This is a genomic window from Arthrobacter sp. 05T410 (assembly GCF_056396505.1).
The window spans coordinates 73,665-94,208 of the sequence record NZ_JBFTLP010000015.1; the positions used below are offsets into that span (position 1 = coordinate 73,665).

General features: G+C 65.8%; 19 protein-coding genes. 9 read left to right on the forward strand and 10 right to left on the reverse strand.

The genetic code is table 11. The annotated features are described in order from the left end of the window. Window positions 1-9: 9 nt before the first annotated feature. The 5 genes from AC1DFR_RS16615 to AC1DFR_RS16635 all read left to right on the forward strand — a co-directional run bounded on the left by AC1DFR_RS16615 (window position 10) and on the right by AC1DFR_RS16635 (window position 6,242). Window positions 10-2,229, forward strand: a complete 2,220-nt coding sequence (locus AC1DFR_RS16615; RefSeq protein WP_476873936.1) for a transglycosylase domain-containing protein — start codon at window positions 10-12, stop codon at window positions 2,227-2,229. Between the two features lie 131 nt (window positions 2,230-2,360). Continuing rightward, on the forward strand, window positions 2,361-2,918 hold the full coding sequence (locus tag AC1DFR_RS16620) for a hypothetical protein (RefSeq protein ID WP_223916843.1): 558 nt from the start codon (window positions 2,361-2,363) through the stop codon (window positions 2,916-2,918). 2 nt (window positions 2,919-2,920) lie between these two features. Next, the gene (locus AC1DFR_RS16625) at window positions 2,921-3,469 is read left to right on the forward strand and encodes a hypothetical protein (RefSeq protein WP_476850068.1); all 549 of its coding nucleotides are present in this window, start codon (window positions 2,921-2,923) and stop codon (window positions 3,467-3,469) included. A 235-nt stretch (window positions 3,470-3,704) separates the two neighbouring features. Then, a complete protein-coding gene (locus AC1DFR_RS16630; protein ID WP_476873937.1) occupies window positions 3,705-5,033 on the forward strand; it encodes a wax ester/triacylglycerol synthase domain-containing protein in 1,329 nt (442 codons plus the stop codon). A gap of 522 nt (window positions 5,034-5,555) precedes the next feature. Further along, window positions 5,556-6,242 carry a TM2 domain-containing protein gene (locus AC1DFR_RS16635; protein WP_476873938.1) on the forward strand — a complete coding sequence of 229 codons (687 nt, stop codon included), beginning with the start codon at window positions 5,556-5,558 and terminating at the stop codon, window positions 6,240-6,242. A gap of 80 nt (window positions 6,243-6,322) precedes the next feature. Here AC1DFR_RS16635 and cls read toward each other — a convergent pair whose 3' ends face one another. The 3 genes from cls to AC1DFR_RS16650 all read right to left on the reverse strand — a co-directional run bounded on the left by cls (window position 6,323) and on the right by AC1DFR_RS16650 (window position 9,002). After that, window positions 6,323-7,789, reverse strand: coding sequence for a cardiolipin synthase (gene cls / locus AC1DFR_RS16640; protein WP_476850071.1), 1,467 nt, complete (start codon window positions 7,787-7,789; stop codon window positions 6,323-6,325). A gap of 478 nt (window positions 7,790-8,267) precedes the next feature. Further along, the gene (locus tag AC1DFR_RS16645; RefSeq protein ID WP_476858354.1) at window positions 8,268-8,456 is read right to left on the reverse strand and encodes a hypothetical protein; all 189 of its coding nucleotides are present in this window, start codon (window positions 8,454-8,456) and stop codon (window positions 8,268-8,270) included. A gap of 75 nt (window positions 8,457-8,531) precedes the next feature. Next, complete coding sequence (locus AC1DFR_RS16650) at window positions 8,532-9,002, reverse strand: MarR family winged helix-turn-helix transcriptional regulator (protein ID WP_476856870.1); 471 nt, start codon at window positions 9,000-9,002, stop codon at window positions 8,532-8,534. Between the two features lie 81 nt (window positions 9,003-9,083). Here AC1DFR_RS16650 and AC1DFR_RS16655 point away from each other — a divergent pair, with 81 nt between their 5' ends. After that, the gene (locus AC1DFR_RS16655) at window positions 9,084-9,794 is read left to right on the forward strand and encodes a hypothetical protein (RefSeq protein ID WP_476871667.1); all 711 of its coding nucleotides are present in this window, start codon (window positions 9,084-9,086) and stop codon (window positions 9,792-9,794) included. 23 nt (window positions 9,795-9,817) lie between these two features. Here AC1DFR_RS16655 and AC1DFR_RS16660 read toward each other — a convergent pair whose 3' ends face one another. Both AC1DFR_RS16660 and AC1DFR_RS16665 read right to left on the reverse strand, forming a co-directional pair. Further along, window positions 9,818-10,282 carry a hypothetical protein gene (locus AC1DFR_RS16660; RefSeq protein WP_476873939.1) on the reverse strand — a complete coding sequence of 155 codons (465 nt, stop codon included), beginning with the start codon at window positions 10,280-10,282 and terminating at the stop codon, window positions 9,818-9,820. Window positions 10,283-10,461: 179 nt separating this feature from the next. Then, window positions 10,462-10,842 carry a DUF7793 family protein gene (locus tag AC1DFR_RS16665; protein ID WP_476850075.1) on the reverse strand — a complete coding sequence of 127 codons (381 nt, stop codon included), beginning with the start codon at window positions 10,840-10,842 and terminating at the stop codon, window positions 10,462-10,464. Between the two features lie 163 nt (window positions 10,843-11,005). Between AC1DFR_RS16665 and AC1DFR_RS16670 the strand changes: the two genes are divergently transcribed. Further along, window positions 11,006-11,308, forward strand: coding sequence for a DUF4193 domain-containing protein (locus tag AC1DFR_RS16670; protein WP_476850076.1), 303 nt, complete (start codon window positions 11,006-11,008; stop codon window positions 11,306-11,308). A 33-nt stretch (window positions 11,309-11,341) separates the two neighbouring features. Here the strand turns inward: AC1DFR_RS16670 and AC1DFR_RS16675 are convergent, their stop codons facing one another. Genes AC1DFR_RS16675 through AC1DFR_RS16685 form a run of 3 tightly spaced genes read right to left on the reverse strand, consistent with a single transcriptional unit; the run spans window position 11,342 to window position 14,801 of the window. Continuing rightward, window positions 11,342-13,567: an FtsX-like permease family protein gene (locus tag AC1DFR_RS16675; RefSeq protein ID WP_476873940.1), complete on the reverse strand. Its 2,226-nt coding sequence runs from the start codon at window positions 13,565-13,567 to the stop codon at window positions 11,342-11,344. After that, a complete protein-coding gene (locus tag AC1DFR_RS16680; RefSeq protein ID WP_476873941.1) occupies window positions 13,564-14,277 on the reverse strand; it encodes an ABC transporter ATP-binding protein in 714 nt (237 codons plus the stop codon). The genes AC1DFR_RS16675 and AC1DFR_RS16680 overlap by 4 nt, the downstream gene beginning before the upstream one ends. Further along, a complete protein-coding gene (locus AC1DFR_RS16685; RefSeq protein WP_476873942.1) occupies window positions 14,274-14,801 on the reverse strand; it encodes a PadR family transcriptional regulator in 528 nt (175 codons plus the stop codon). The genes AC1DFR_RS16680 and AC1DFR_RS16685 overlap by 4 nt, the downstream gene beginning before the upstream one ends. Before the next feature lie 248 nt (window positions 14,802-15,049). Between AC1DFR_RS16685 and AC1DFR_RS16690 the strand changes: the two genes are divergently transcribed. Further along, entirely contained in the window at window positions 15,050-16,600 is a 1,551-nt protein-coding gene (locus tag AC1DFR_RS16690; RefSeq protein ID WP_476873943.1) for a M1 family metallopeptidase, read from the forward strand. Window positions 16,601-16,685: 85 nt separating this feature from the next. On the opposite strand, the gene AC1DFR_RS16695 is transcribed toward AC1DFR_RS16690, so the two are convergent. Together AC1DFR_RS16695 and ggt are read right to left on the reverse strand one after the other, a co-directional pair. Then, the gene (locus AC1DFR_RS16695) at window positions 16,686-17,249 is read right to left on the reverse strand and encodes a P-loop nucleotide/nucleoside kinase family protein (RefSeq protein WP_476873947.1); all 564 of its coding nucleotides are present in this window, start codon (window positions 17,247-17,249) and stop codon (window positions 16,686-16,688) included. Then, complete coding sequence (gene ggt / locus AC1DFR_RS16700) at window positions 17,216-19,045, reverse strand: gamma-glutamyltransferase (protein ID WP_476873944.1); 1,830 nt, start codon at window positions 19,043-19,045, stop codon at window positions 17,216-17,218. Before ggt ends, AC1DFR_RS16695 begins: the two co-directional genes overlap by 34 nt. Before the next feature lie 204 nt (window positions 19,046-19,249). On the opposite strand from ggt, the gene AC1DFR_RS16705 reads away from it, so the two are divergent. Then, the coding region (locus AC1DFR_RS16705) for an HNH endonuclease signature motif containing protein (protein WP_476873945.1) at window positions 19,250-20,544 on the forward strand (1,295 nt) is incomplete at its 3' end.

Sequence of the window (20,544 nt, forward strand, 5' to 3'; positions counted from 1 at the left end):
CCAGGCAGCATGTCACCCAGGAAAAGCACCGGATCCCTAGTAGCCACGACCCTGTGGAGGCTATTCGGGTTCCTGACGGCGAGCGCGGTGTGCGGCGTCCTGGCCGCCAGCCTTCTGGTGCCCACCGTGGCCGCGACCGGCGTCGCCGTCAGCGACTCGATCAAATTGTTCAACAGCCTCCCCTCGGAACTGACTGTTGATCCGCCGTCGGAATCGACCAGGGTGCTCACCGCCGACGGGAACCCGATCGCCACCTTCTATGCTGAAAACCGCGTGAAGGTCCGGCTCGACCAAATGTCCCCGTACATCAAGGACGCGATCGTCGCGATCGAGGACCGGCGATTCTACGAACATGCCGGCATTGACCCCCAGGGGATTCTCCGGGCGCTGGTGTCCAACCTGACCAACGGCGGAAGGCAGGGTGCCTCCACCCTGACCCAGCAGTACGTCACCAACGTGCTCAATGAATCCCTCGTGTCGGCGGACAAGGGCGACCAGATTGTCCTCAACGGGCAAAAGAGCATGGCCGACAAGATCCGCGAGATGAGGCTCGCCGTCGAACTGGAGAAGAAATACACCAAGGACCAGATCCTGGAGGGGTACCTGAACATCGTGTTTTTCGCCCGGGACGCCTACGGCATCGAAGCTGCGTCCCGCTACTTCTTCAACACCACTGCCAAGGACCTCACCCTGCCGCAGGCTGCCCTGCTGGCCGGCCTCGTGAACAGCCCCAGCTTCTATAATCCTGACGTCCATCCGGAAAACGCCGTCCAGCGGCGCAACCAGGTTCTCGCCAAGATGCTCAGCTATGGCGCCATCACCCAAGCGCAGCACGAAGCGGCCGTGGCCGCCCCGGTGGATCTCAAGATCACCCCCGGGAGGCAGGGATGCGCCGGCGCGGAAATGGCACCGTACTTCTGCGACTACGTCTCCCACCTCATTCTCAACAATCCGGCCTACGGCGCGGATATTGCCGAACGCGAGCGGAAGCTGTTCCGCGGCGGCCTGACCATCACCACCACCCTGGACAGCCGGCTCCAAGTGGCCGCGCAGGCGCAGGTCGATGCCACGGCCGGGGCCAACCCGGACAAGTGGGGCGCCGCGATGGTCTCCATCGCACCCGGCACCGGCAAGATCCTGGCGATGGCGCAAAACACCGTGTTTCTCCCGGCACCTGGCAAATTCGACACGCAACTGAACTTCAACGTCGATTCCAAGGACGCCAACGGCAACGACCTCAACGGCGCCGGCGGGTTCCAGCCCGGCTCCACCATGAAACCGTTCACGTTTGCCGAATGGCTCAACGAGGGCAAATCCCTTTCCGCCATGGTGGACGCGTCCCGGCGCTCCTATCCGCTCGGGTTCCGCTGGAGATCAAGCTGCGGCAGGGTGCTCGGGGCCTACAGCACCAGCCAGAAGAGCCTCGGCGCGGCGGACGACCTCCAGAACAACGACGCCGGGTACTACCGCCGCATGCGCGTGGACTACGGGCTGTATAACTCCATCAACACCGCCACCTTCGCCGAGGCCGCGCAACTCGACTTCTGCGGCATCCAGAAGATGGTCGATGCCGCCGGGCTCCACAGCGGCGTGGACAACGCCCAAATCAACATGCACCAGCTGGGCAATCTGCTGGGCGCCATTGGCGTGGCGCCTCTCCATCTGGCCAACGCGTTTGCCACCTTTGCCAACGACGGAACCTACTGCACGCCGATTGCCATTTCGGCAGTGAACGACGCGGCGGGACAGAAACTGCCGGCCGAGACCAGCTCCTGTCACAAGGCGATCAAGCCCGAGGTCGCCCGCGGAGTGAACGCCGTGCTGCAGGACGTGCTGAAACGCGGGTCCGGCGTTTACATCAAGCCCAAGGTCCAGGAGCGGTTCCCGGTCGCGGCCAAGACAGGCACGTCCAATACCAATGGCGCCACCTGGGTGGTGGGCTACACAAGCGGCCTCGCTACGGCTTCCTTCTTCGGCGACGCCCTGGAGGGCCAGAAGAGGCCCGGGCAGAACATCACCATCAACGGCAAGTTCTACAAGGCCATTGACGGCTACATGCTCGCCGGCCCGCAGTGGGCGAACTACATGCGACAGGTCGCCCGTTACTACCCCACCGCCCCCTTCCCGGTGCCGCCGGAGTCCATGACCCGGACGCCCTCCGCGAGCCGCACGCCCCCGACGACCCGCACGCCGTGCTTCCCCGGTGTTAGTGGTGCGTTGTGTCGCTGACACTGGCCCGAAATGCTCCGGATCGAAAACCGCACTCTATGCCAACGGGGCCCGGAGCCTCTATCCTCTTGCCATGGGAGACGGGGCCAATTTCCGGCGAGGGGAATCGCGCCACCGCGCGCGGGTGGCTCATGAATCCCGATAGCGCCCAGCCCCACGACAACTACGACGCGTTCCTGTCGAGGCTGGACGCCGCCACCAGCAGCCTGAGCACCCGGGCCGCGTCGCTGGACAAAGCACTGGCAGCCGTTTCCCTCCTCTTGGGACCATCTGAGTCCGCCGTCCGGAAATGGGAACGACGGCGCCATTACGTCGGTGAGCAGCTCGCCGTTCACTCCGGGTCCCCGCAGTCGTACACCGCGCTGTGCGAGCTCCACGTCGTGGCAGGAAAGATGGAATCAATGCTCCGCGGCCGTGTCCAGCGTGTCACCGAGAAGCTGGCGGTCATGCAAGGGCGTCGTGAGGCCATCGACAAGTCACTGCTGGAGCTTGAGCTGAGCAGAATTAAGCTGACGTCGTCCCGGATGCTGTCACAGGACCGCGAAAAGTTGAGCAGCATCTTTTCCGAAATCGCCGGCTCCACCGCGGCCAAAGGAGCCATTCCCGACATGGGGTTGCTGGGCGATCTCAAGGAGGCACGCGAGGCAATCATCCTGGCCGAAGCGCTCATGGAAGTGAAGGGGTACTAATCATGGAAATTTCACGGCGCGATCAGCCCCGGAAGGACATCGTCGCCCTCGTTCGCTGGTCAAAGAAACCGGGCGAAAACCCCGTCTTCAAGTTCATCATGTCGAGTATTTTGGGGCTGATCCTGTGCCTGTTCCTGATGATCTTTCTGCCCTTCCTGAGAAGTTTCGGTGCGCTGGTTTTGTTCACCCTCTTCTTCGCCGCGCTTCTGACGGTGCGCACGGTCATGGCCCAGCAGCGCTTCATGCGGGGGCTGACCAAGAGGATCAATGACACCCTCGCAGAGGTCACGAGCAGCCCGGGTGACCAATTGTCGGTCAGCCAATTCCGGCACATGACCAAGACCGGCGAGCAGCTTCCGCTCCTTGTCAGCGGCGTACCCGGGCTGAACCTGCATGTAGCCCGGGCGTCAACGCTGGAGAAACATGCCCCCGAGAAATGGGTTGCGGTGTTCACGGTTGTGCCTCCGGAGAACGGAACCGCCAGCTTCGACCGCCTGGTGGCGGCAGCAGTCAACGCCGGCCCCGGTACCACCAGCGCGAAAGCGTCCTAGCGGCTGGAGCCTGCCGCCGTCGTTGCTCCAAATCATCCAGCGCCGCTGGTGGCTCTTCGGCTATGGCGGGCAAGCGGGACGTTCTGCCCTAGCGTCTGGGCCCCAAAGACCCAACAGTGAGGACATGACGACCACGTCGGGTCGCAGGCTGTCTCTGCTCAGCAACTTGTGGGTTGCTGTTTTCTTCCCTCCCAGGAGTGCAGAGAATTCAGAGATCTGGTTCCGGGGACCGAAAATGACGCCAAGACAACATGTTGACCGGGTGAGCGCCGAGGACATGATGTCCCTGGACGCGGACATCGGCTCAGCGCCAATGCAAGTCGGGGCCATCCTCATGCTCAGCACGGACGGCAGCGACGATTCGGCACCCCTCCTGGAAGCACTGGCGCGTCGGCTCGGCGCTGTCCCCCGGCTGCGCCAGCGGCTGGTCTCTGTCCCCTTCGGCTGCGGGCGGCCCATTTGGGCGGATGATTCCGGCTTTGATCCGGCACACCATCTGGGCGTGATCGCCTGTCCGGCGCCCGTTGGTGAGGAAGCCGTGCTCAACATTGCAGCCGAAATGCTCGCTGCGCCGCTGTCCCGCGACCGTCCTCTCTGGTCAGCCAAGCTCATCACCGGCGTGAGCCAGGACCGGTCAGCGCTTGTTTTCGTTTTCCATCATGTCCTCACAGATGGAATTGGGGGTCTCGCCGTCCTGGAGGCCCTGGCAGCCGCGGAAGCCGGGTGGAACGGTCGCCGGGAGCCAGAGATTCCATACTCGGCGCTCTACCTGGCCATTGATGCTGCAAGGAGCCGATTCAACGCACTGTCCCGGCTCCCGGCCGCACTGCGGACCGCAGCCGCCGGAGCCTCCGAACTGCGGCAGACGGGCAAACCCCGGGCTGCCCGCACCTCACTCAACCGCCCGACAGGTCCGCAACGGACGCTTGCCGTCCTCCGCTGCGACATGGAGGCCGTCAGAGACGCCGCGCACATGCAGGGAGCGACCGTCAACGATCTCATCCTCACCGCCGTCGCGACCGCCCTGCACCGCCTGCTCCTGGCACGGGGCGAATATGTCGAAGAGTTCGTCATCTCTGTGCTGTTTTCGGCACGCCGCCACACGACAATCACCTATCTGGGGAACCGGAGCGGCATCATCCCGGTGACCGTTCCCGCGGTCGGTCCGGCCAAGGGCCGGGTGGCAACTGTTGCCGCAACGATGAGGAGTGTCAAGCAGCGGCCTCCCGGGGCCTCCACTGCAATCATCGGCCCCATATCCCGGGCCGCAGCGCACCTTGGCGCCTACCGCTTCGTCATAGACCACCAACACCTTGTCCATACATTCGTCACGAACCTGCGGGGGCCCGAACGCGCCCTGGCGATCGCGGGCAGGCCGGTAACCGGGATCATTCCACTCGGAGCGATCAGCGGTAACGTAACGGTTGCCTTTGCAGTCTTCTCCTACGCCGGCACGCTGACCATCACCACAATCGCCGATCCCGGGACTTGCCCGGACCTGACAGGACTGCGTGACGAACTTTCCAGCGCACTTGAAGCTCTGATGGTGACCGGGCCTTCATAAGCTTCGACCCGAGAATATCCGGTCATGAAGAGCCGAAGGCTCGGCGCATTCTCCGCGGGTGGGATCCTAAGAGACTGACCGGGCGCTGGCTAACGGCGTATTTCCAGGCGTTTACGGACCTTTGTCCAAAAACCCGGACTGGTGCCATCGTGTGTCATCCGCCCGGTCCAGGGGCTCTTCGACGTGTCCCTCCGGTAGACATGCGCAACAGGAGCATTCCTGCTCACGAATGTCCGGCGGGCCGTCCAAGCTCAAGGTCATGCCCCGACCCTAATCGATGGACTGGGTGTCCTGCCCGCAACCGGGCCATAATTTTAAGCATTCGGGCCGCGCCCTCTTTGCCGACTCGACTTCCACACCAGCTGGAGTGCCACCGGAAAACGTCCGGCGGAACCGGCTGCGGCCACCGCAGCGACCATGCCTCCGGAACGCGAGTCGCAGGACGGACCGTGACGGTGCATGTCGCAAGCGCACACCACATGACCGTGGACATCCGGACGTGGCTGTTCCAGAATCGGGAATGTGCCCACGACCGAGCAGTACGGGCTTGTCTTCGACGGTGACCCGCCGCCGATGCGTTCCCTGCGCACGGCGTGGCTGCTGTCATTGTTCCTGGGCTTCAGCGGCGCGGACAGGTTCTACCTCCACAAGCCGTTTACCGGCACCCTGAAGCTGTTGACGCTGGGCGGCGCCGGCATCTGGTGGCTCATTGACCTATTCCGGATCACCAATGAGTACGCTGCCGACGGGGCATCCATGCCGTTGGCCGGGACCAACTCCCTGCGACGCGGCCTGCGCCTGGCCTCGACTGTCCTGGTCGTCACCCTCGCCGGTGCGGTGGTCTGCGTCAGCGCCGCCCCCGTCACCAGGACTGTCACCGCCACAGTTGCCTCGATGTACGCACTGCTGCATCCGGCCGCGCCGCCCCCGGTGAAAGAATGGGTCACCGTCGCGGAGGCCTCCGGCACAAAACCCCCGGGCCCACTCGTAACCCTCACCGGCAGGCTTCACATCGAGTACACCTTCACCGGGGCCGCCATTGCCTATCTCCAACCCGTGAAAGGACCGGCCCTCACCGTGCTGTCCCTGGCCAAGGCCGGCGCCGGGGCGATCGGCATCAGCCTGGCTCCGGGGACATACGCGCTGATAGTCAGCACCACCGGAGCCGTCTGGCACCTTACGGCCCAGGAATACCGGCCCTCCGGGTAGCACCGACTGAGCCTGAGCACGTCCGGGGGTTTCCGGGCCAGGGCCTCGGTGTTTGCAGCGCCGTCGGACCTGACCGTTCCCTATTGAAGAGACGCGGTCAGGCGCGCCAGATTGTCGAATACTTTTTGGGCTACGGGCCGCCGGATCCAGTCTTCGAGCTGCAGCTCGCGGCTTTCCACGCGGTACCCGTCTTCGATCCCGCGAATGGCGTCCACAAAATCGCGCCCGTGCACAAGTACGGATACCTCCATGTTGAGGCTGAAGGAACGCACATCCATGTTGCTGGAGCCAATCACCGCAACTTCCTCATCGATAGTGAAGTGCTTGGAGTGCAGCACCTTCGGCGCCCGGTAAAGGTAAATCCTGACGCCGGCGCGAAGCAGTGCTTCGTAGTACGAACGCTGCGCGTGATAGACCATACTCTGGTCGCCGACCTCGGAAACAAAGAGCTCGACGCTCAGCCCCCGCGCAGCTGCCGTGACAATAGCCATGAGGATGGATTCGTCCGGGACAAAGTATGGACTGGTGATGCTGACGCGGCGCTCAGCTTTGTGGATAAGCGTCGCGTAGAGCTTCAAATTGTTGTCGTTGTCGAAGCTGGGGCCACTGGGCAGGACTTGTGCGTCGATGAGTGCAGAATGATGGCTGACGCCTATGGCGCTGGAATCCAGTGGCAGGATCACACCCGTTTCGCTGTACCAATCTGTCGCGAAGACCGCATCCAGCTCCCGGACCACTGGTCCTTCAACGCGCATCATCAGTTCGTGCCACTGAAGCCCGCGCTTCAGGTTGCTCTTCGTGTCGTAGCTCGCGTCGATGAGGTTCTGGGACCCCGTGAATCCCACGCGGCCATCGACGACGCAGATCTTCCGGTGATTGCGCAGGTCCGGCCTCTGCCATTCGCCACGCCACGGCCGCACCGGCAGCATGGGGCGATATTCCGCCCCTATCTCCTGGAGGAACTCCAGGGTTTCTTTCCGGCCGGGGAACTTCAGGCCAGCCAGATGATCGGACAGAACCCGCACGTCAACGCCGCGCCGTCGTGCCCGGGCCAGCGACTGAAAATACGGCTCTGTCGTTGCGTCCAGCACGAGGATGTAAAACTCCACGTGCACATAACTTGTGGCCGAATCAATATCAGCGATCATGGCATCGAAAGCTCCGTTGTACTCGCCCAACAGGGTCGCACTGTTGCCCGAGACCATAGGGAGGGCCCCAAGGTTGCTGTTCAACACCACCGCCGAATGCAGCCATTCCGGCCAATCAAGGCCGCGGCTAATGAACGGGCTGCCTTCAGTCCGTGACAGGACCAGAGCGTTAACTTCGCGCTGTTTGTCCCTGCGCGCCTTGGGCAGTTTCGAGTAACCAACGAAGAAATATGCGACGGCACCAAGGATCGGTATGAAAATTATGGCGAGCACCCAGGCAATGGCAGAGGATGGACGGCGATTCATCGACACCAGGACAGCTGCGACGGTCACGAGTAATATGTGGGCCGCCAGCAGGAGCAAGGCAAACGTTTCCGCGTCCTGGAAGAATCCGCGCACGGCTGCCTAAACGTACTTCAAGGCGCGAACGCCGTCAGACCAGCACCCGGCTCTTGGTTCCGTCAAAAAATCCCAATAGTTTTCCCGGAAACTCATTTGCTTTTCCTGCTCTCAAAGATGCGTTCTCGTTTCCGGGACGGCCTGTCCCATAGCCCTCCCTTTGGAGGGTATGACCATTGTTTGCATTAGGCCCGGCATGGGCCTCACCCGCTGCGGGTGAAATTCCGGAAATGCGTAGCGCGAGTTCCGAGTCGGGTTCGACCAGCTGGGCCCGCAGGCGACTGAAATCCCGGACCCGGTCCGCGGAATAGTCCGCCCGCCTGGCTGTAAGGATCTGCAACCCGTTCCGAGCCGCGGCAGGGCCCGTGGCTGCGCCCGAGGAGGCGTCGCCGTTCGCAGTGGCCGCCAAGTAGACGGGCACGGAAAGGAAAGGCAGGCACCCCACGGGTGCCTGCCTTTACCATCGCCCATGCCGCGCTCAGTGGCTCTTGCGTGCGTCCTGCAGGTGCCGGTCGAGCTTTTCTTCGGCTTCGCGGCGCCGCTGACCGATGATGCGCAGCTGCTGCGTGATCGGATTTCCGTAGCCATCAACGTCGCGGTGATGCGTGCCCTTCACGCGCTCGGGGCCGGAGGGCAAGGTCACCCGCGGTTCAGTATTTTCGCCCATACCGGGATGATCCCACACTGCCCGCCGGCTGAAAAGGACGGCTATTGTCTCGAAGAACCGGCCGGCACGCCGGGTTCATTCCGGCCTCGTGTCCCGATGCAGGTCCGTGTCGAGGGCATGGGCGCTGGCCAACCTGGTCAGCAGGATGCCCAGCTGCGCAGACTGTTCGCTGGTCAGGGGGGCCAGGAGTTCGGCCTCGTGCCGTTCGGCGATTCCGCGCAGTGCTCCGAGAACCTTCGTACCCTCGGCCGTCAGCCGGAGCTCGTAGTTCCGCCGGTCGGCGCTGCTGCGCACGCGGGCCACCAGCCCTCGCGTTTCCAGCGAGTCGATGAGGGGAACAACGCGGCTCGGCACCGCGCCCAGGCGGTCGGCCAGGGACCGCTGGCTCAGTCCGGGGCTGCGGCCGAGCAGGCGGAGGACACCCGCGTCGCTTGGGGTCAGGCCGAGTTCGCGCGTGCGCTCGGCGAAGCGTGCCGATGCCAGCGCCCCGAGCTGGGACAGCAGGAAAGCGGTTCGCTTCGGCCGCGGCGGATCCGGTGAGTCCATGCCCCAATATTACGCCATTGACAGAATCATTCAACAGGTGAATCATTTTAGTTGTGACGTAATTATCGGAAAGAAGCGATCATGACTGACCTGTCCTCCCACCACACTTCTCCGTCGACGCGACCCGGCGGCCCCAACCCGGGCATCCTGGCGGCCGTGAGCCTGGGACTCACGATCGCAGCCCTGCTCAGCAGCGCGATGCTCACCAACGGGCAGGCCTACGTCTCGCCCTTCTCCCCCGCCGGCCAGGTCGCGGCATATTTTCACGGGAACACCGACGCCGTGCGGCTCGCCAGCCTGTTCCAATTCGGCTCGGCGGTCCCGCTCGGCATCTTTGCGGCCACCGTTTACGCCCGGCAGCTCCGGCTTGGCGTGCGCGTCCCCGGGCCTGCAATCGGCTTCTTTGGCGGCATTGCCGCCTCGGTGTTCCTCATGCTCTCGGCCGCCGTGGGGTGGGTCCTGAGCCGCCCGGAAATCACCACGGATGTGCCGCTGACCCATGCATTGTCGTTTCTCGCATTCATCACGGGCGGCGTCGCCTATGTCGTCGGTTTGGGACTCCTCATCGCCGGAATCGCCGTCCCCGCCCTCATCCTGCGCTTCGTGCCGCGCTGGCTGGCCTGGGCCGGCCTGGTCATCGCCGCCCTGTCCGAACTAAGTTTCCTCTCCATGGTGATCGAGCCGCTCCAGTTCCTGCTGCCCGTCGGGCGGTTCGGCGGCCTCCTCTGGCTTGTTGCCGTCGGATTCCTGTTGCCGCGGAGCCGGGCTGCCGCGAACCGACGCGAACCGTGAGCCTGTCGAGCTGGCCGCCCGGTCTAGGCTCCCTCCCCGGAAAAGCCTCCGAGCACGCCCGCATCCGCGCGGCCATAGCGCACGCGCTCGATGGGACGGTGATGCAGCAGGGGTTGGCGGGCGGCTGAACGGCGCCCGGTCGACCGTCCGGCGCCTGATGTCGGGGGCTGTGCGGGCGTTTCCGCCGCCCCTTCGTCCTTGACGAGTGTCAGGTTGGTTCGGCGGTCCCGGGCAGTTTCTTCCCGGAGGGCGATCAGGTGTTCCGCCAGCGCTGCTTCCGGCCGGCCCGGGTTGGCCTGCAGCAAACGGCACAGCTGCTCCCGTGCGCGGGCCTGCCCCGGCGAAGAATCAGACAGCACTTCGGCGATGATCTCGGTGGCCTGCAGGCGTATCCCCCGCGCCCAGCTGTCCTCCGGCCCATTGACCGACGCGCCCGTGGGCGTGTGTCCGTGTGAGGGTTCCGCACGGGACGACAAGTCAATGGACATTGGCGATTCCTTTGTTCCCGTTCCGGCAGAGCCCGGAACCGGCCACGATCCCGAGAGCCCTGCATACATTCCTGGAGCCAGCGGGGCGGAAGACCGTGAAGACACTTTACAACGGGAAAGACCGGTCTGTCTCGGATCGGGAGTGGATTTGATTGCGGTGCCAGGCCCTGTGGCAATTCCTAATCGCGGCTCTGGATGACTTCCTTCAGCCATGCGATTGCGTCGGTCCTGGATGTAAAGAACTCGTGCGGGTACTTGGTCTCCCGGCTCGTGGCGGAAGCGATCACCCTGTCGACTGTGCTGGATCCGAGGACCGCGATGGCCACCACGCCCCTGCTCTGTGCGAATTGGTATCTGGCCGCCGCGCTGAACACCACGTCGGTCATCTCGGAGAGCATTGGCATCGGCGTCCCGCCACTGATCCGGTCCACGGCAAGCATGGCGTCCCTGGCATCTTCTGCGTCCACAAAGGAACCCGGGCGCCAGACGCTCTCGAGTATCCCAGCATCGACGCTGAGCGAGTTCTTCCCGTCGGCGGCGTCGATTGGTCCCTGCATCATGCCGTTGATCCTAGGCCCGAACTGCGGCGGCGCCCGGCACCGCGCCCATGGTGTGGCCGGCGAACGCCGCACGGCGTGGATTCTGGCCTCGCCTGCGGAACAACCGCGGGGTGCCGTACGTTGCACTTAGCCTAGTTAAGACTCGAGAAAGCGAACAAGCCACGTGGCAACCGATTACGACGAAGTCCGCTCGGACGTTAAGGAAACCCAGGAAAACTCCCTGGAAGCACTTCAGTCCGCCAACGCACCGGACGCCCGCAGCGTCGTCCAGGAACTGGACGAGGCCGACGGGCTGGACGGGGCCGGAGTCCCCGGCGGCGAGTTCATCGCCGAAGAGCTGATTGTCCAGGTCATCCCGCAGGCCGACGACGAGTTCACCTGCAGCTCCTGTTTCCTGGTCCGGCACCGTTCCCAGATCGCCCGGCGGTCCGGCACCGATATCTACTGCACGGACTGCGAGGGCTAAAAGCGGGGAAGGCCCAAAGCCAGGTCCGTGTTTTCACTCGGATCGGGTGGCCATGATGGCGGTATTGGCGCGGACGAGTCCGAAGGCAGCCGTCACGGCCGCCAGCGCGAGCAGGATGCTGAAGGACAGCGCGGCATAGTATGCGGGGCCGGGCCAGGTGATGTTCCGGCCCCCGCCAAATGAGATAACCATCAGCCAGGCCACGAAGAATCCGAGCCCGGCTGACAGCAGAAGCACTGCCACAAGGGGAACCGCGGCCTCTCTTGCGATGATCCCGCGAACAACTTCAACGGGCATGCCCATCAGCCGCATCAGGCCCAGCACGCGTTTTCGGTCCAGGATCGCGGCAGCCGTGGACACGGCCAGCGAAATGCCGGCGATGACTACGGCGACGAAGGCGCCGAGGTAGGCAAGGGCCGCCAACCCCTGGATGAGCCGGGCGCTGCTCGTCGTTGCGGTGTCCGCTCGGGAGGTGGCGGGCGTGGCAGTGACCCCCGACGTATTCAAGGCCGTGCGCGCCCGGTCAATCGCCGCAGGTGTCCCGTCGGTACCGGCTACCATGACCACCGGAGCCAGACCGGCCAGGCTCCGGACGGGCGCGGCCGTGAGCGGGACCGGCGCGGTGGTCCAGGAATTCAAGAACGACGCATCGAAGGCCGCAAGGTGCTCTGCCCGGCTCTCCGGGAACCCGAGTGACGGTGCATCCCCGGCCGCGATGTAGATGTCATCGATGCCCGCCGGGCCGGGGGCAGCAGGGGCGTAGCCGATGGTGACGTTGCGGATTCCGGCACGTTCCCCGGCCCTCTGGGCAGCGGCCGACACCTGGCCGGCGGCGTGTCCGGGCGCCACGAGCGCGTAGACGCTGGTGGGCAGGAGCAATCCCGGACGGGCCTCAGGCGGTTCAGCGGTTTCAATTGCGCTGGCGCCTCCGGCGAAGACGGAGACCATGAAGACGGCAATGACCAGCCCGGACACTGAGCGGAAGGTGGCAACGGGCGTTCGGCGGATGCGGCTGGCGGCGATGACGGAGGCTGCGCTGCGCGCCCGGTGCAGGCCGATGGTGCTGGCCATCCGGGTCAGCCACGGGCCGAAGGTGACGATGCCGACGGCGGTCAGCGCGAAGCCGCCGAGCAGCAGCGGAGAAGTCCACGGGTTGCCGTCCGTGTCGATCTTGGCCAACACGGCGCCTGTGGCCATGCCCGCCAGGCCGGCCAGCAACGGCACGGCCCGCCACAGCGTGGGCGCTTTCTCATGCACGGCCCGTGTAACTCCCAGCGGGCCAATGCCAGTCCGGGCAGTGCGCCCCGCGGCCACCAGCGCGCACGCAGCCACCACGAGCACGACGGCGGCCAGCGCAGAGCCCGCGCCGAAGGTGAAATCCGCCACGAACACTCTGGTGCCGTTGACGGGAATCTGGGCTGCGGCCGGCCCGAACACAGCCGCCATGACGACGCCGAGCAGGGCACCGGCCAGGCTGGGGATGGCGGTCTCCACGGCCGCCATTCCTGAAATCAGCCGCGGCGACGCGCCGATGAGGCGAAGGGTGGCAAAGCGTTCCCGGCGCTGGGCCGCGCCCAGGCCTGTCGCGATGCTGACCAGCAGGAGCACCGGGAACAGCACCGCGATTCCGCCGACCAGCAGCGCCGTGCGGTACAGGCTGGCGCTCTCGCCGTAGGGATTGGTGGTGAAGTCCGTGACGAACATTGCCGCCGGACCCTGCCGGAGCCGGGCCTCCGTAACGCCGGTGATGACCACCAAGGCATCGGGGCCCGGGAGGGCGGCGTCGTCGATGACGCCCGCAAAGTGACCGTACCGGTCCCCCAGCTCCTCAGCCGGAGTCGATTCGATCAGTCGCTGCAGGGCGGGCGAGGCGTAGTACTCTCCCGGTGCCGGCGGGGCCTCGATGCCCGGAATTTTCACGGTGGTTGTGGGGAGCGCGGCGACGTCGCGATGACTGATGAGCTGGTCACGGAAGATATCCGCCGGGAATCCCAGCAGAATCTTGTCCGGTGTCAACGGGATCGGTTCCGGACGGCCGCTGGCGGTGAGCCCGTCGGCTGCCAGCGCAAGGGTGACCGAGGGCTGGCCCAGCTCGCGGAGCCAGGCGCCCCGCGCGTCGCGCTGGGCCAGACCGTTCGCCGCACTCCACAGCAAGAGCACCAGGCACACGCCGATTGCCACGCCGCCGCCTACACCGGCCATCCGGCCCCAGGAGGACCTGCTGCCAAGCAGCGCTATTTTCAGAAGTGCCGGGTTCATGCCGGCACCCGGTGGCCGGCAGCGATGCTTCCGTCGCGCACGATCACTTCCCGGTCGGCATATGCGGCGGTCCGGGCGTCGTGGGTGATCATCACTACGGTGGTGCCGGCTTCCCGGACAAGGTCCAGCATCAGCGTCAGGACGTTCTCGGCCGCCAGGGAATCCAGGGACCCGGTGGGTTCATCGGCGAACAAGACTGCGGGAGAGGTCACCAGGGCACGGGCGATGGCCACCCGCTGGGCCTGGCCTCCCGAGAGCTCCCCCGGCAGCTTGGCAGTGCATCCGTCCAGCCCGAGCCGTTCGAGCACTTCCTGCGAGCGCCGGCGTGCTTCGGCCCGTTTGGTACCGCCCAGAAGCAGGGGAAGGCTGACATTGTCCAGCGCCGTGAGTTCGGGCAGCAGCTGGCCAAACTGGAAAACGAAGCCGAAGTCGGTCAGACGCAGCCGGGACCGTTCAGCCTCACCCAGTCCGCTGATACTGACAGGCTCCTGGCCGCGGGGCGCATAGGCCACGGCGCCGCTGTCCGGGGCAAGGATGCCGGCCAGGCAGTGCAGCAGGGTGGACTTACCCGACCCCGACGGGCCCATGACCGCGAGTACCTCACCGGCGTGAACGTCGACGTCGATACCGCGCAGCGCCTCGGTCTGTCCGAACGCGTGGCGGACACCGCGGGCGCTGAGGATGGGTGCAGTGGTGTCGATCGTGCTCATGCGCTCTGGAGCTCCTTTCGGAGTTGGGACAGCCCGGCACTGGTCAGCTCGATCCAGCGCAGGTCAGCCTCGATGTGGAAGAGGCCGTAGTCGCACATCAGCACCTGCAGCAGGTCGGCGTCGCGCTTGAGGCGGGTCAGTTCGCGCATCCGGGCCATGTGCTCGGCGCGCTGCGCATCCAACAACCGGTCGGCGTCGTCGTCGAGCAGCAAGGCGACCACGGTCTTGGCGAACAGCTCGCTCTGCAGGGTTTCGGAGGGCACATCGGGGGTGAAGAGCCACTGCCGCACCTTGTCCCTGCCGGCAACGGTGGCCTCATACTTCTTGCGGTCCGGACCGCCGCCGCTCTCCTCGCCCAAGGCGATGATCAGCTCGTCACGGAACATCCGGGCCAGCGTGGAATACACCTGCCCGAATGCCAACGGTTTCTGGGTGCCGAAATAGCGGTCATAGGAATGCTTCAGGTCGTACCCATAGCTGGGCTCCCGGCTCAGCAGCCCGAGGAGGGCAAGAGAGTTGTTCACACCTCCATCTATACACTCAGTACATAGTCGGAGTCCAGCGCATCGGCGGCAGGTTTTCGTGGGCCCGGCGGCCTCACTTCGGACCGGTACCAAGGTTTTCCAAAGTTGCGGTGGGGATCATGGGCGACATTCCAGAACTGCATTGGGGGCACGGTCATGACTTCTCAGACCGAGATCGTTTTTCGGAACAACGGTTCTGCTGTTTCACCCAAATGGACATCCCGAGACCTGGATGGAGGAAATCGGTGATGAGGCAGCACTTCAGAGGGCTCCTGCGTCGGACAGCGGTCATCCTCGTGCTGGCCGTGGCCGGCGTCGGCGCAATCAGCGGGGGTGCACAGGCCGCGCCCAGCCACGACAACTCCCATTACACGGCGGGCGCTCCCGGCAGCGGGGACGCGTATTTCCCGTTCGCCGGCAACGGCGGCTACGACGTCCTGCACTACGACCTCGCCCTCCGCTATTCGCCACCGACCAATCCCGCGGTGCTCGCAGGCCGCCTCAGCGGGGTCGCGACTGTCACCCTCCGTGCGAAGCAGAACCTGGAGTCGCTCAACTTCGACCTGCGCGGCCTCGGCGTCACGTCGGTCCGGGTCGACGGCAAGGCCGCCAAGTGGTCCCAGGTGCAGAACGACGCGAACCGGATCTGGGAACTCACGGTCGGGCTGCGGCCGAAGCTGAAGGCCGGACAGACGACGTCGATCGTGATCGAGTACGGCGGAATCACCGGCCGGCCGCTCGACACCACCGGAGCGCTCTACGGTTGGGTCACCACCGCTGACGGTGCGATGGTCGTCAATGAGCCCGAGGGTGCGGCGACCTGGTACCCCGTGAATGACGACCCTGAAGACAAGGCGACCTATACGTTCCGCATCACGGTGCCGGTGGGGAAGACGGCCGTGGCGAACGGCCTGCCCGTCGGCCGGCCGGCGACGAAGGCGGGATGGACCACGTGGACGTGGAAGGCCTCGGACCCGATGGCCAGCTATCTGTCGACGGCGAACGTCGGCGACTTTGCCCTGTCGTACGACGTCGGTCCGCACGGGCTGCCCATCATCAATGCGATCGACGCGGACGTGACGGGAGCGGCACTGGCCGAGACGAAGGCGTCGCTTGCGTTGCAGCCCAAGATGATCGCATTCCTTGAGGGCCAGTTCGGGCGGTACCCGTTCGAGGCCTTCGGCGCGATTGTCGACGACGACACGGTCGACTATGCGCTGGAGACGCAGACGCGGCCGGTCTACTCGGAGGTTGCGGACGAATACACGGTGGTGCACGAACTCGGGCACCAGTGGTTCGGAGACGCGGTGAGCCCGTCCGACTGGCAGGACATCTGGCTGAACGAGGGCTGGGCGACGTACATCGAGTGGCTGTGGGCCGAACACCAAGGCGCGGCCACGACGCCGGAACAGTTCGGGGACGCGGTGGCATACCTCGACGCGAACAACCGCTGGGCGCTGAACATCGCAGACCCGGGCCGTGACAACTTGTTCGCGGGCCAGGTCTACCTCCGCGGGGCGGCTGCCCTCTACGCGCTGCGCGCGAAGATCGGCGACGCGGCGTTCCTCAGCGGCACCCGGACGTGGTTGAGCCGCTACAACGACTCGACGGCGACGACGGAAGACTTCGAAGCCGTGATGGAAAAGGCCTCCGGCCAGCAGCTCGACGCGTTCTTTGACGACTGGCTGCGCGAAGGCGACCGCCCGGCGATGCCACAGCAAGCGGGAGCGAAAACTGTCGTGATCGCAGGACCGGCCCCCACGCATTCCCACAACTCGCCGCGGAGCACACTCCGGTAGTGGTGGGCTTGCCAAGATGATGATTCCCACCTGCGCCTTCTTCGGCCCCATCGCGGTACGCGTCGGAACCACCCCCGTCCTGAGGTTAGAAGGCCATCAACGGGCCCAGTCGTTCTCGCAACCCGGCAACGTGAACGGGTGCTGATGTCCCCACCGAGAGCGTTGGGCCGAGAGACAGAGGAACCGCGCTTGCTGTCCAATCGGCCCAGGCGGTCGCCGCCGCTTCGCCCATTGAATGAATCGCGTGCCTCTGACGAGATTCATATCGCTCCTTGGCCAATTCCGGGTCGATCTCACACCAGATCTCTACTACGTTCGGGCTTCCCGATTGAGCGATGCCTTTGGCCACGTAGTCCAGGTCACGTGGGCGGTACCACCACGATTCCACAATGGCTGCCCCCGGGATCGACGCCGCCAACTGCCACATGGTGTCGGAAGCGATCTGCCCGAGCCGACCGCTTCCGACATTCCCTAACGCGATGTCTGCGAGTGCTTCCTTGAGGTTGTCCTTGGAGATGACGGGGATTGACAGTGCCTGGCCGAGTTGACGACTGAGCGTGGTCTTCCCGGAGCCAGGAAGACCGTTGATCAGAATCAGGGTTTTAGCGATTGGCTCTACCTCCGCGACGCCTTGAGGGCCATCGCCGATCCCCCTCCGCGTCTGACGGGCTCGGCGGCGGCGACCATGCCGCCGTCGGGCAGAAACTCGATGGCGGTCGCGGCGCCGATCTCCGCTGCCGACGTGAACGCATCCCCCGACGGCGTGAGCTGATGGCCAAACGGTGCCAGCTGGCTGCCGTACTTGGCGATGAACTCGGGTTCGGCCGTGACCTTGGCCGCATTCCGTTGCGAGGCACGCGGTGCGGCGATCGCCCCGGAGATGGTCATGCCAAGATCCACCCGGTTCAGAATGGTCTGCAGGACAGTTGTGATGATGGTCGATCCGCCGGGCGAACCGAGGGCGAGGAACGGCTTGCCCTCCTTGAGGATGATGGTCGGCGACATGGACGAGCGCGGGCGCTTCCCTGGCTCGATCCGGTTCGGGTCGGCCGGGTCGTAGACTGTCGAGAAATCGGTCAGCTCGTTGTTGAGCAGGAAGCCGCGGCCGGGGACCACCATGCCGGACCCTCCGGTCTGCTCGATCGTGAGCGTGTAGTCGACCACATTCCCCCACTTGTCCGCGACGGTCAGGTTGGTCGTCGAGATGTTCTCGGTGTCCTTCTCGTCGGCGGGCGCCACGGCGGCGGCCGGGCACGCGCCGTCGTACGAGGACACATTCCCCGGCGCGACCGGCTTCGCCGCCGCGTGCAGCGGATCAATCTGGCAGGCGCGCTCCTTGCCGAACACCGGGTCCGTGAGCGCGGCGGTGGGAACGCTCACGAACGCGGGGTCCCCCACGTACTTGCCACGGTCCGCGAAAGCAAGCGCGCTGGCCTCGAGGTAGTGGTGCAGGGCGCCCGGCGTGGACATCCCGGACAGGTTGGAAGGCTCCAGGATGTTCAGCGCCTCGCCCACCGTGGTGCCGCCGCTGCTGGAGGGCGCCATGCCGTAGACGTCCAGGTCGCGGTAGTCCACGTGCGTGGGCGCCTGATCCAGGGCGCGGTATGCGGCGAGATCCGCCGTCGTCAGGTGGCCTGCCGGAACGGGCAGCTTTGTGTTGGAAGTCTTGGGCGGAGCCTGCACCGTGGCCGCGATCTCGGCCGCAAGCGGCCCGCCGTAGAAGCCGTCCGTGCCCTTTTTCGCGAGGAGCCGGTATGTATCGGCGAGGTCGTGGTTCTGGAAGACACTGCCGACGGCGGGGGCGTCATCGCCCGGGAGGTAGAGGCTGCTGGTCGAGGGAAACGCCTCGAACCGGGCTTTGTTGTCGAGGGTCTGCTGGCGGAACGTCTTATCGACCACGAATCCACGGGTGGCCACGTTGATGGCAGGCTTGAGTGCATCGCCGAGGCTCAACGTGCCCCACCGGTCCAGGGCACGCGCCCAGGTGGCCGGGGTGCCGGGGACGCCAACGGAGACGCCGCTTGTGACGAGCTCGGGCGTGAAATTGAAGGGCTTGCCGGTCGCCGGGTCGATGAACGCGTCGTGCGGCATTCCTGCCGGTGCGGTCTCCCGGCCGTCGATCGTGCCCACATTGCCGGTCTTCGCGTCGTAGAACACGAAGTAGCTTCCGCCGCCAATCCCGGCACTGTAGGGCTCAGTCACGCCAAGGGTCGCGGCTGCGGCGACGGCGGCGTCCGCTGCGTTGCCGCCCTTGCGGAGGACCTCGATCGCCGCAGCGGATGCCTCCGGATCCACGGTGCTCACCGCTCCGCCGTACCCAGTGGCGGTTGACGTCTTTGCGGTCTCCCGCGGATCGGCCTGCGCAGGGGCGGCAACGGCACCACCCGTCACGCTCAATGCCAGGGCCGCCGTGACAGCCGCCAGCCCACGTGTCATATATGCCATGATCGCTCCCGAGTCCGTGTTACGCGTATTGACAGTGCTTGTCACGCTACTACGCAGGCGTGCGACACTCAACACTCGCGTCGATGGCATTGCATGCTCTTTCAGCCGCCGTCAGAAGTGGACTGCCGGGTGCTCGGTCACTTCAGTTTCATCAAAAATTGTCGGTGGCTCCTGAGATGATCTGAGTGTGGAGAGCAGGACAGTGTGTTGAGTGCGGAGAGCGGGGCGGCGATAGAGGCCGTCGCCGAGTCTGTTGCCGCGCTGGCTGCCTTGGCCGGCGCCGGCGTTGGGGCTGACCATGCCGATGCGCCTGCTGCCTGCCCGCAGGGAGACGGCGATCCGCTGCGGCGGCTGGCGGACGGTTGCCTGGACGGGCTCGCCGAGGTCGCCCGGATGGAGGCCCGGATGGCCGCGTTGAGGGTGCGGCTGACCGCCGACTACGCGCAGGCAACCAGGTTCCTGGCGCTGCCGGCGCCGTCACCGCGGGACCGCGCCGTACAGGAGATGGCACTGGTGGCCGAGGTCGCCTGTGTCCTGACCGTCAGCGAACGCGCCGCCGCAGCCCTCCTCGCCGAAACCTACGCCCTGACGACGGCGCTGCCGCTGACCCTGGCCGCCCTTGAGTCCAGCACGATCTCCTGGGCCCACGCCCGGATCATCGTGGACGAAACCAGCAGCCTGGATGCGGCCGGGGCGGCCGGGCTCGAGGCGCACTTCCTGGACCCCGAAGCACCCAACCCGGCCCGCGGCTGCCCGGCCGGGGAGCTCGTTCCGTCCCGGTTCCGGGCCAAGGCCCGCGCCTGGCGCGAACGCCACCACCCGGCCGGCATCGAGGAACGCCACGCCACGAGCGCCGCGGACCGGCGGGTCGAGTACACCCCGGACCGGGACGGCATGGCCTGGCTCTCGGCCTATTTCCCGGCCGATACCGCCGCGGGGATCTGGGACCGGGCCACCGCGGCGGCCCGCGCCCTCCAGGGCCCGGACGAGCCCCGGACCCTGACCCAGCTCCGCGCCGACATCACCGCCACCTGGCTCCTCACCACCGGCACCGGCACGGGTGCTGGATCGGACGACGGCGGCACCGGCACCACCGGCGAAGCGGCTGCGGGTGGGCTTGTTCCGGTCCCGCGTGCGCAGGTTCTGGTCACCGTCCCGGTCCTGTCCCTGCTCGGCGCCACCGACGAACCGGCCGTCCTCGACGGGCACGGGCCGATCCCGCCCTCGATGGCCCGCCGCCTCATCGCCGACGGCGCCAGCTCCTTCCACCGGGTCCTGACCGACCCCCGCGACGGCGCCCCGCTCGAAATCGGCCGGACCAGCTACCGGCTCACGACGGCCCAGCGCCACTGGCTCCGGCTCCGCGACGGCCGGTGCCCGTTCCCCGGCTGCGCCAACCAYTCCCTGGACAACGAGGCAGACCACCTCCTGGCCTGGGCCGACGGCGGCACCACCGGCATCTCGAACCTCGGCCAGCCCTGCCCGAAACACCACCGGCT

What these genes read in the sequence shown, in the direction of transcription:
- AC1DFR_RS16615 (WP_476873936.1), top strand. Translation starts at nt 10, where the DNA reads ATGTCACCCAGGAAAAGCACCGGATCCCTAGTAGCCACGACCCTGTGG.
- AC1DFR_RS16620 (WP_223916843.1), top strand. Translation starts at nt 2,361, where the DNA reads ATGAATCCCGATAGCGCCCAGCCCCACGACAACTACGACGCGTTCCTG.
- AC1DFR_RS16625 (WP_476850068.1), top strand. Translation starts at nt 2,921, where the DNA reads ATGGAAATTTCACGGCGCGATCAGCCCCGGAAGGACATCGTCGCCCTC.
- AC1DFR_RS16630 (WP_476873937.1), top strand. Translation starts at nt 3,705, where the DNA reads ATGACGCCAAGACAACATGTTGACCGGGTGAGCGCCGAGGACATGATG.
- AC1DFR_RS16645 (WP_476858354.1), bottom strand. Translation starts at nt 8,456, where the DNA reads ATGGGCGAAAATACTGAACCGCGGGTGACCTTGCCCTCCGGCCCCGAG.
- AC1DFR_RS16650 (WP_476856870.1), bottom strand. Translation starts at nt 9,002, where the DNA reads ATGGACTCACCGGATCCGCCGCGGCCGAAGCGAACCGCTTTCCTGCTG.
- AC1DFR_RS16655 (WP_476871667.1), top strand. Translation starts at nt 9,084, where the DNA reads ATGACTGACCTGTCCTCCCACCACACTTCTCCGTCGACGCGACCCGGC.
- AC1DFR_RS16660 (WP_476873939.1), bottom strand. Translation starts at nt 10,282, where the DNA reads ATGTCCATTGACTTGTCGTCCCGTGCGGAACCCTCACACGGACACACG.
- AC1DFR_RS16665 (WP_476850075.1), bottom strand. Translation starts at nt 10,842, where the DNA reads ATGATGCAGGGACCAATCGACGCCGCCGACGGGAAGAACTCGCTCAGC.
- AC1DFR_RS16675 (WP_476873940.1), bottom strand. Translation starts at nt 13,567, where the DNA reads ATGAACCCGGCACTTCTGAAAATAGCGCTGCTTGGCAGCAGGTCCTCC.
- AC1DFR_RS16680 (WP_476873941.1), bottom strand. Translation starts at nt 14,277, where the DNA reads ATGAGCACGATCGACACCACTGCACCCATCCTCAGCGCCCGCGGTGTC.
- AC1DFR_RS16690 (WP_476873943.1), top strand. Translation starts at nt 15,050, where the DNA reads ATGAGGCAGCACTTCAGAGGGCTCCTGCGTCGGACAGCGGTCATCCTC.
- ggt (WP_476873944.1), bottom strand. Translation starts at nt 19,045, where the DNA reads ATGGCATATATGACACGTGGGCTGGCGGCTGTCACGGCGGCCCTGGCA.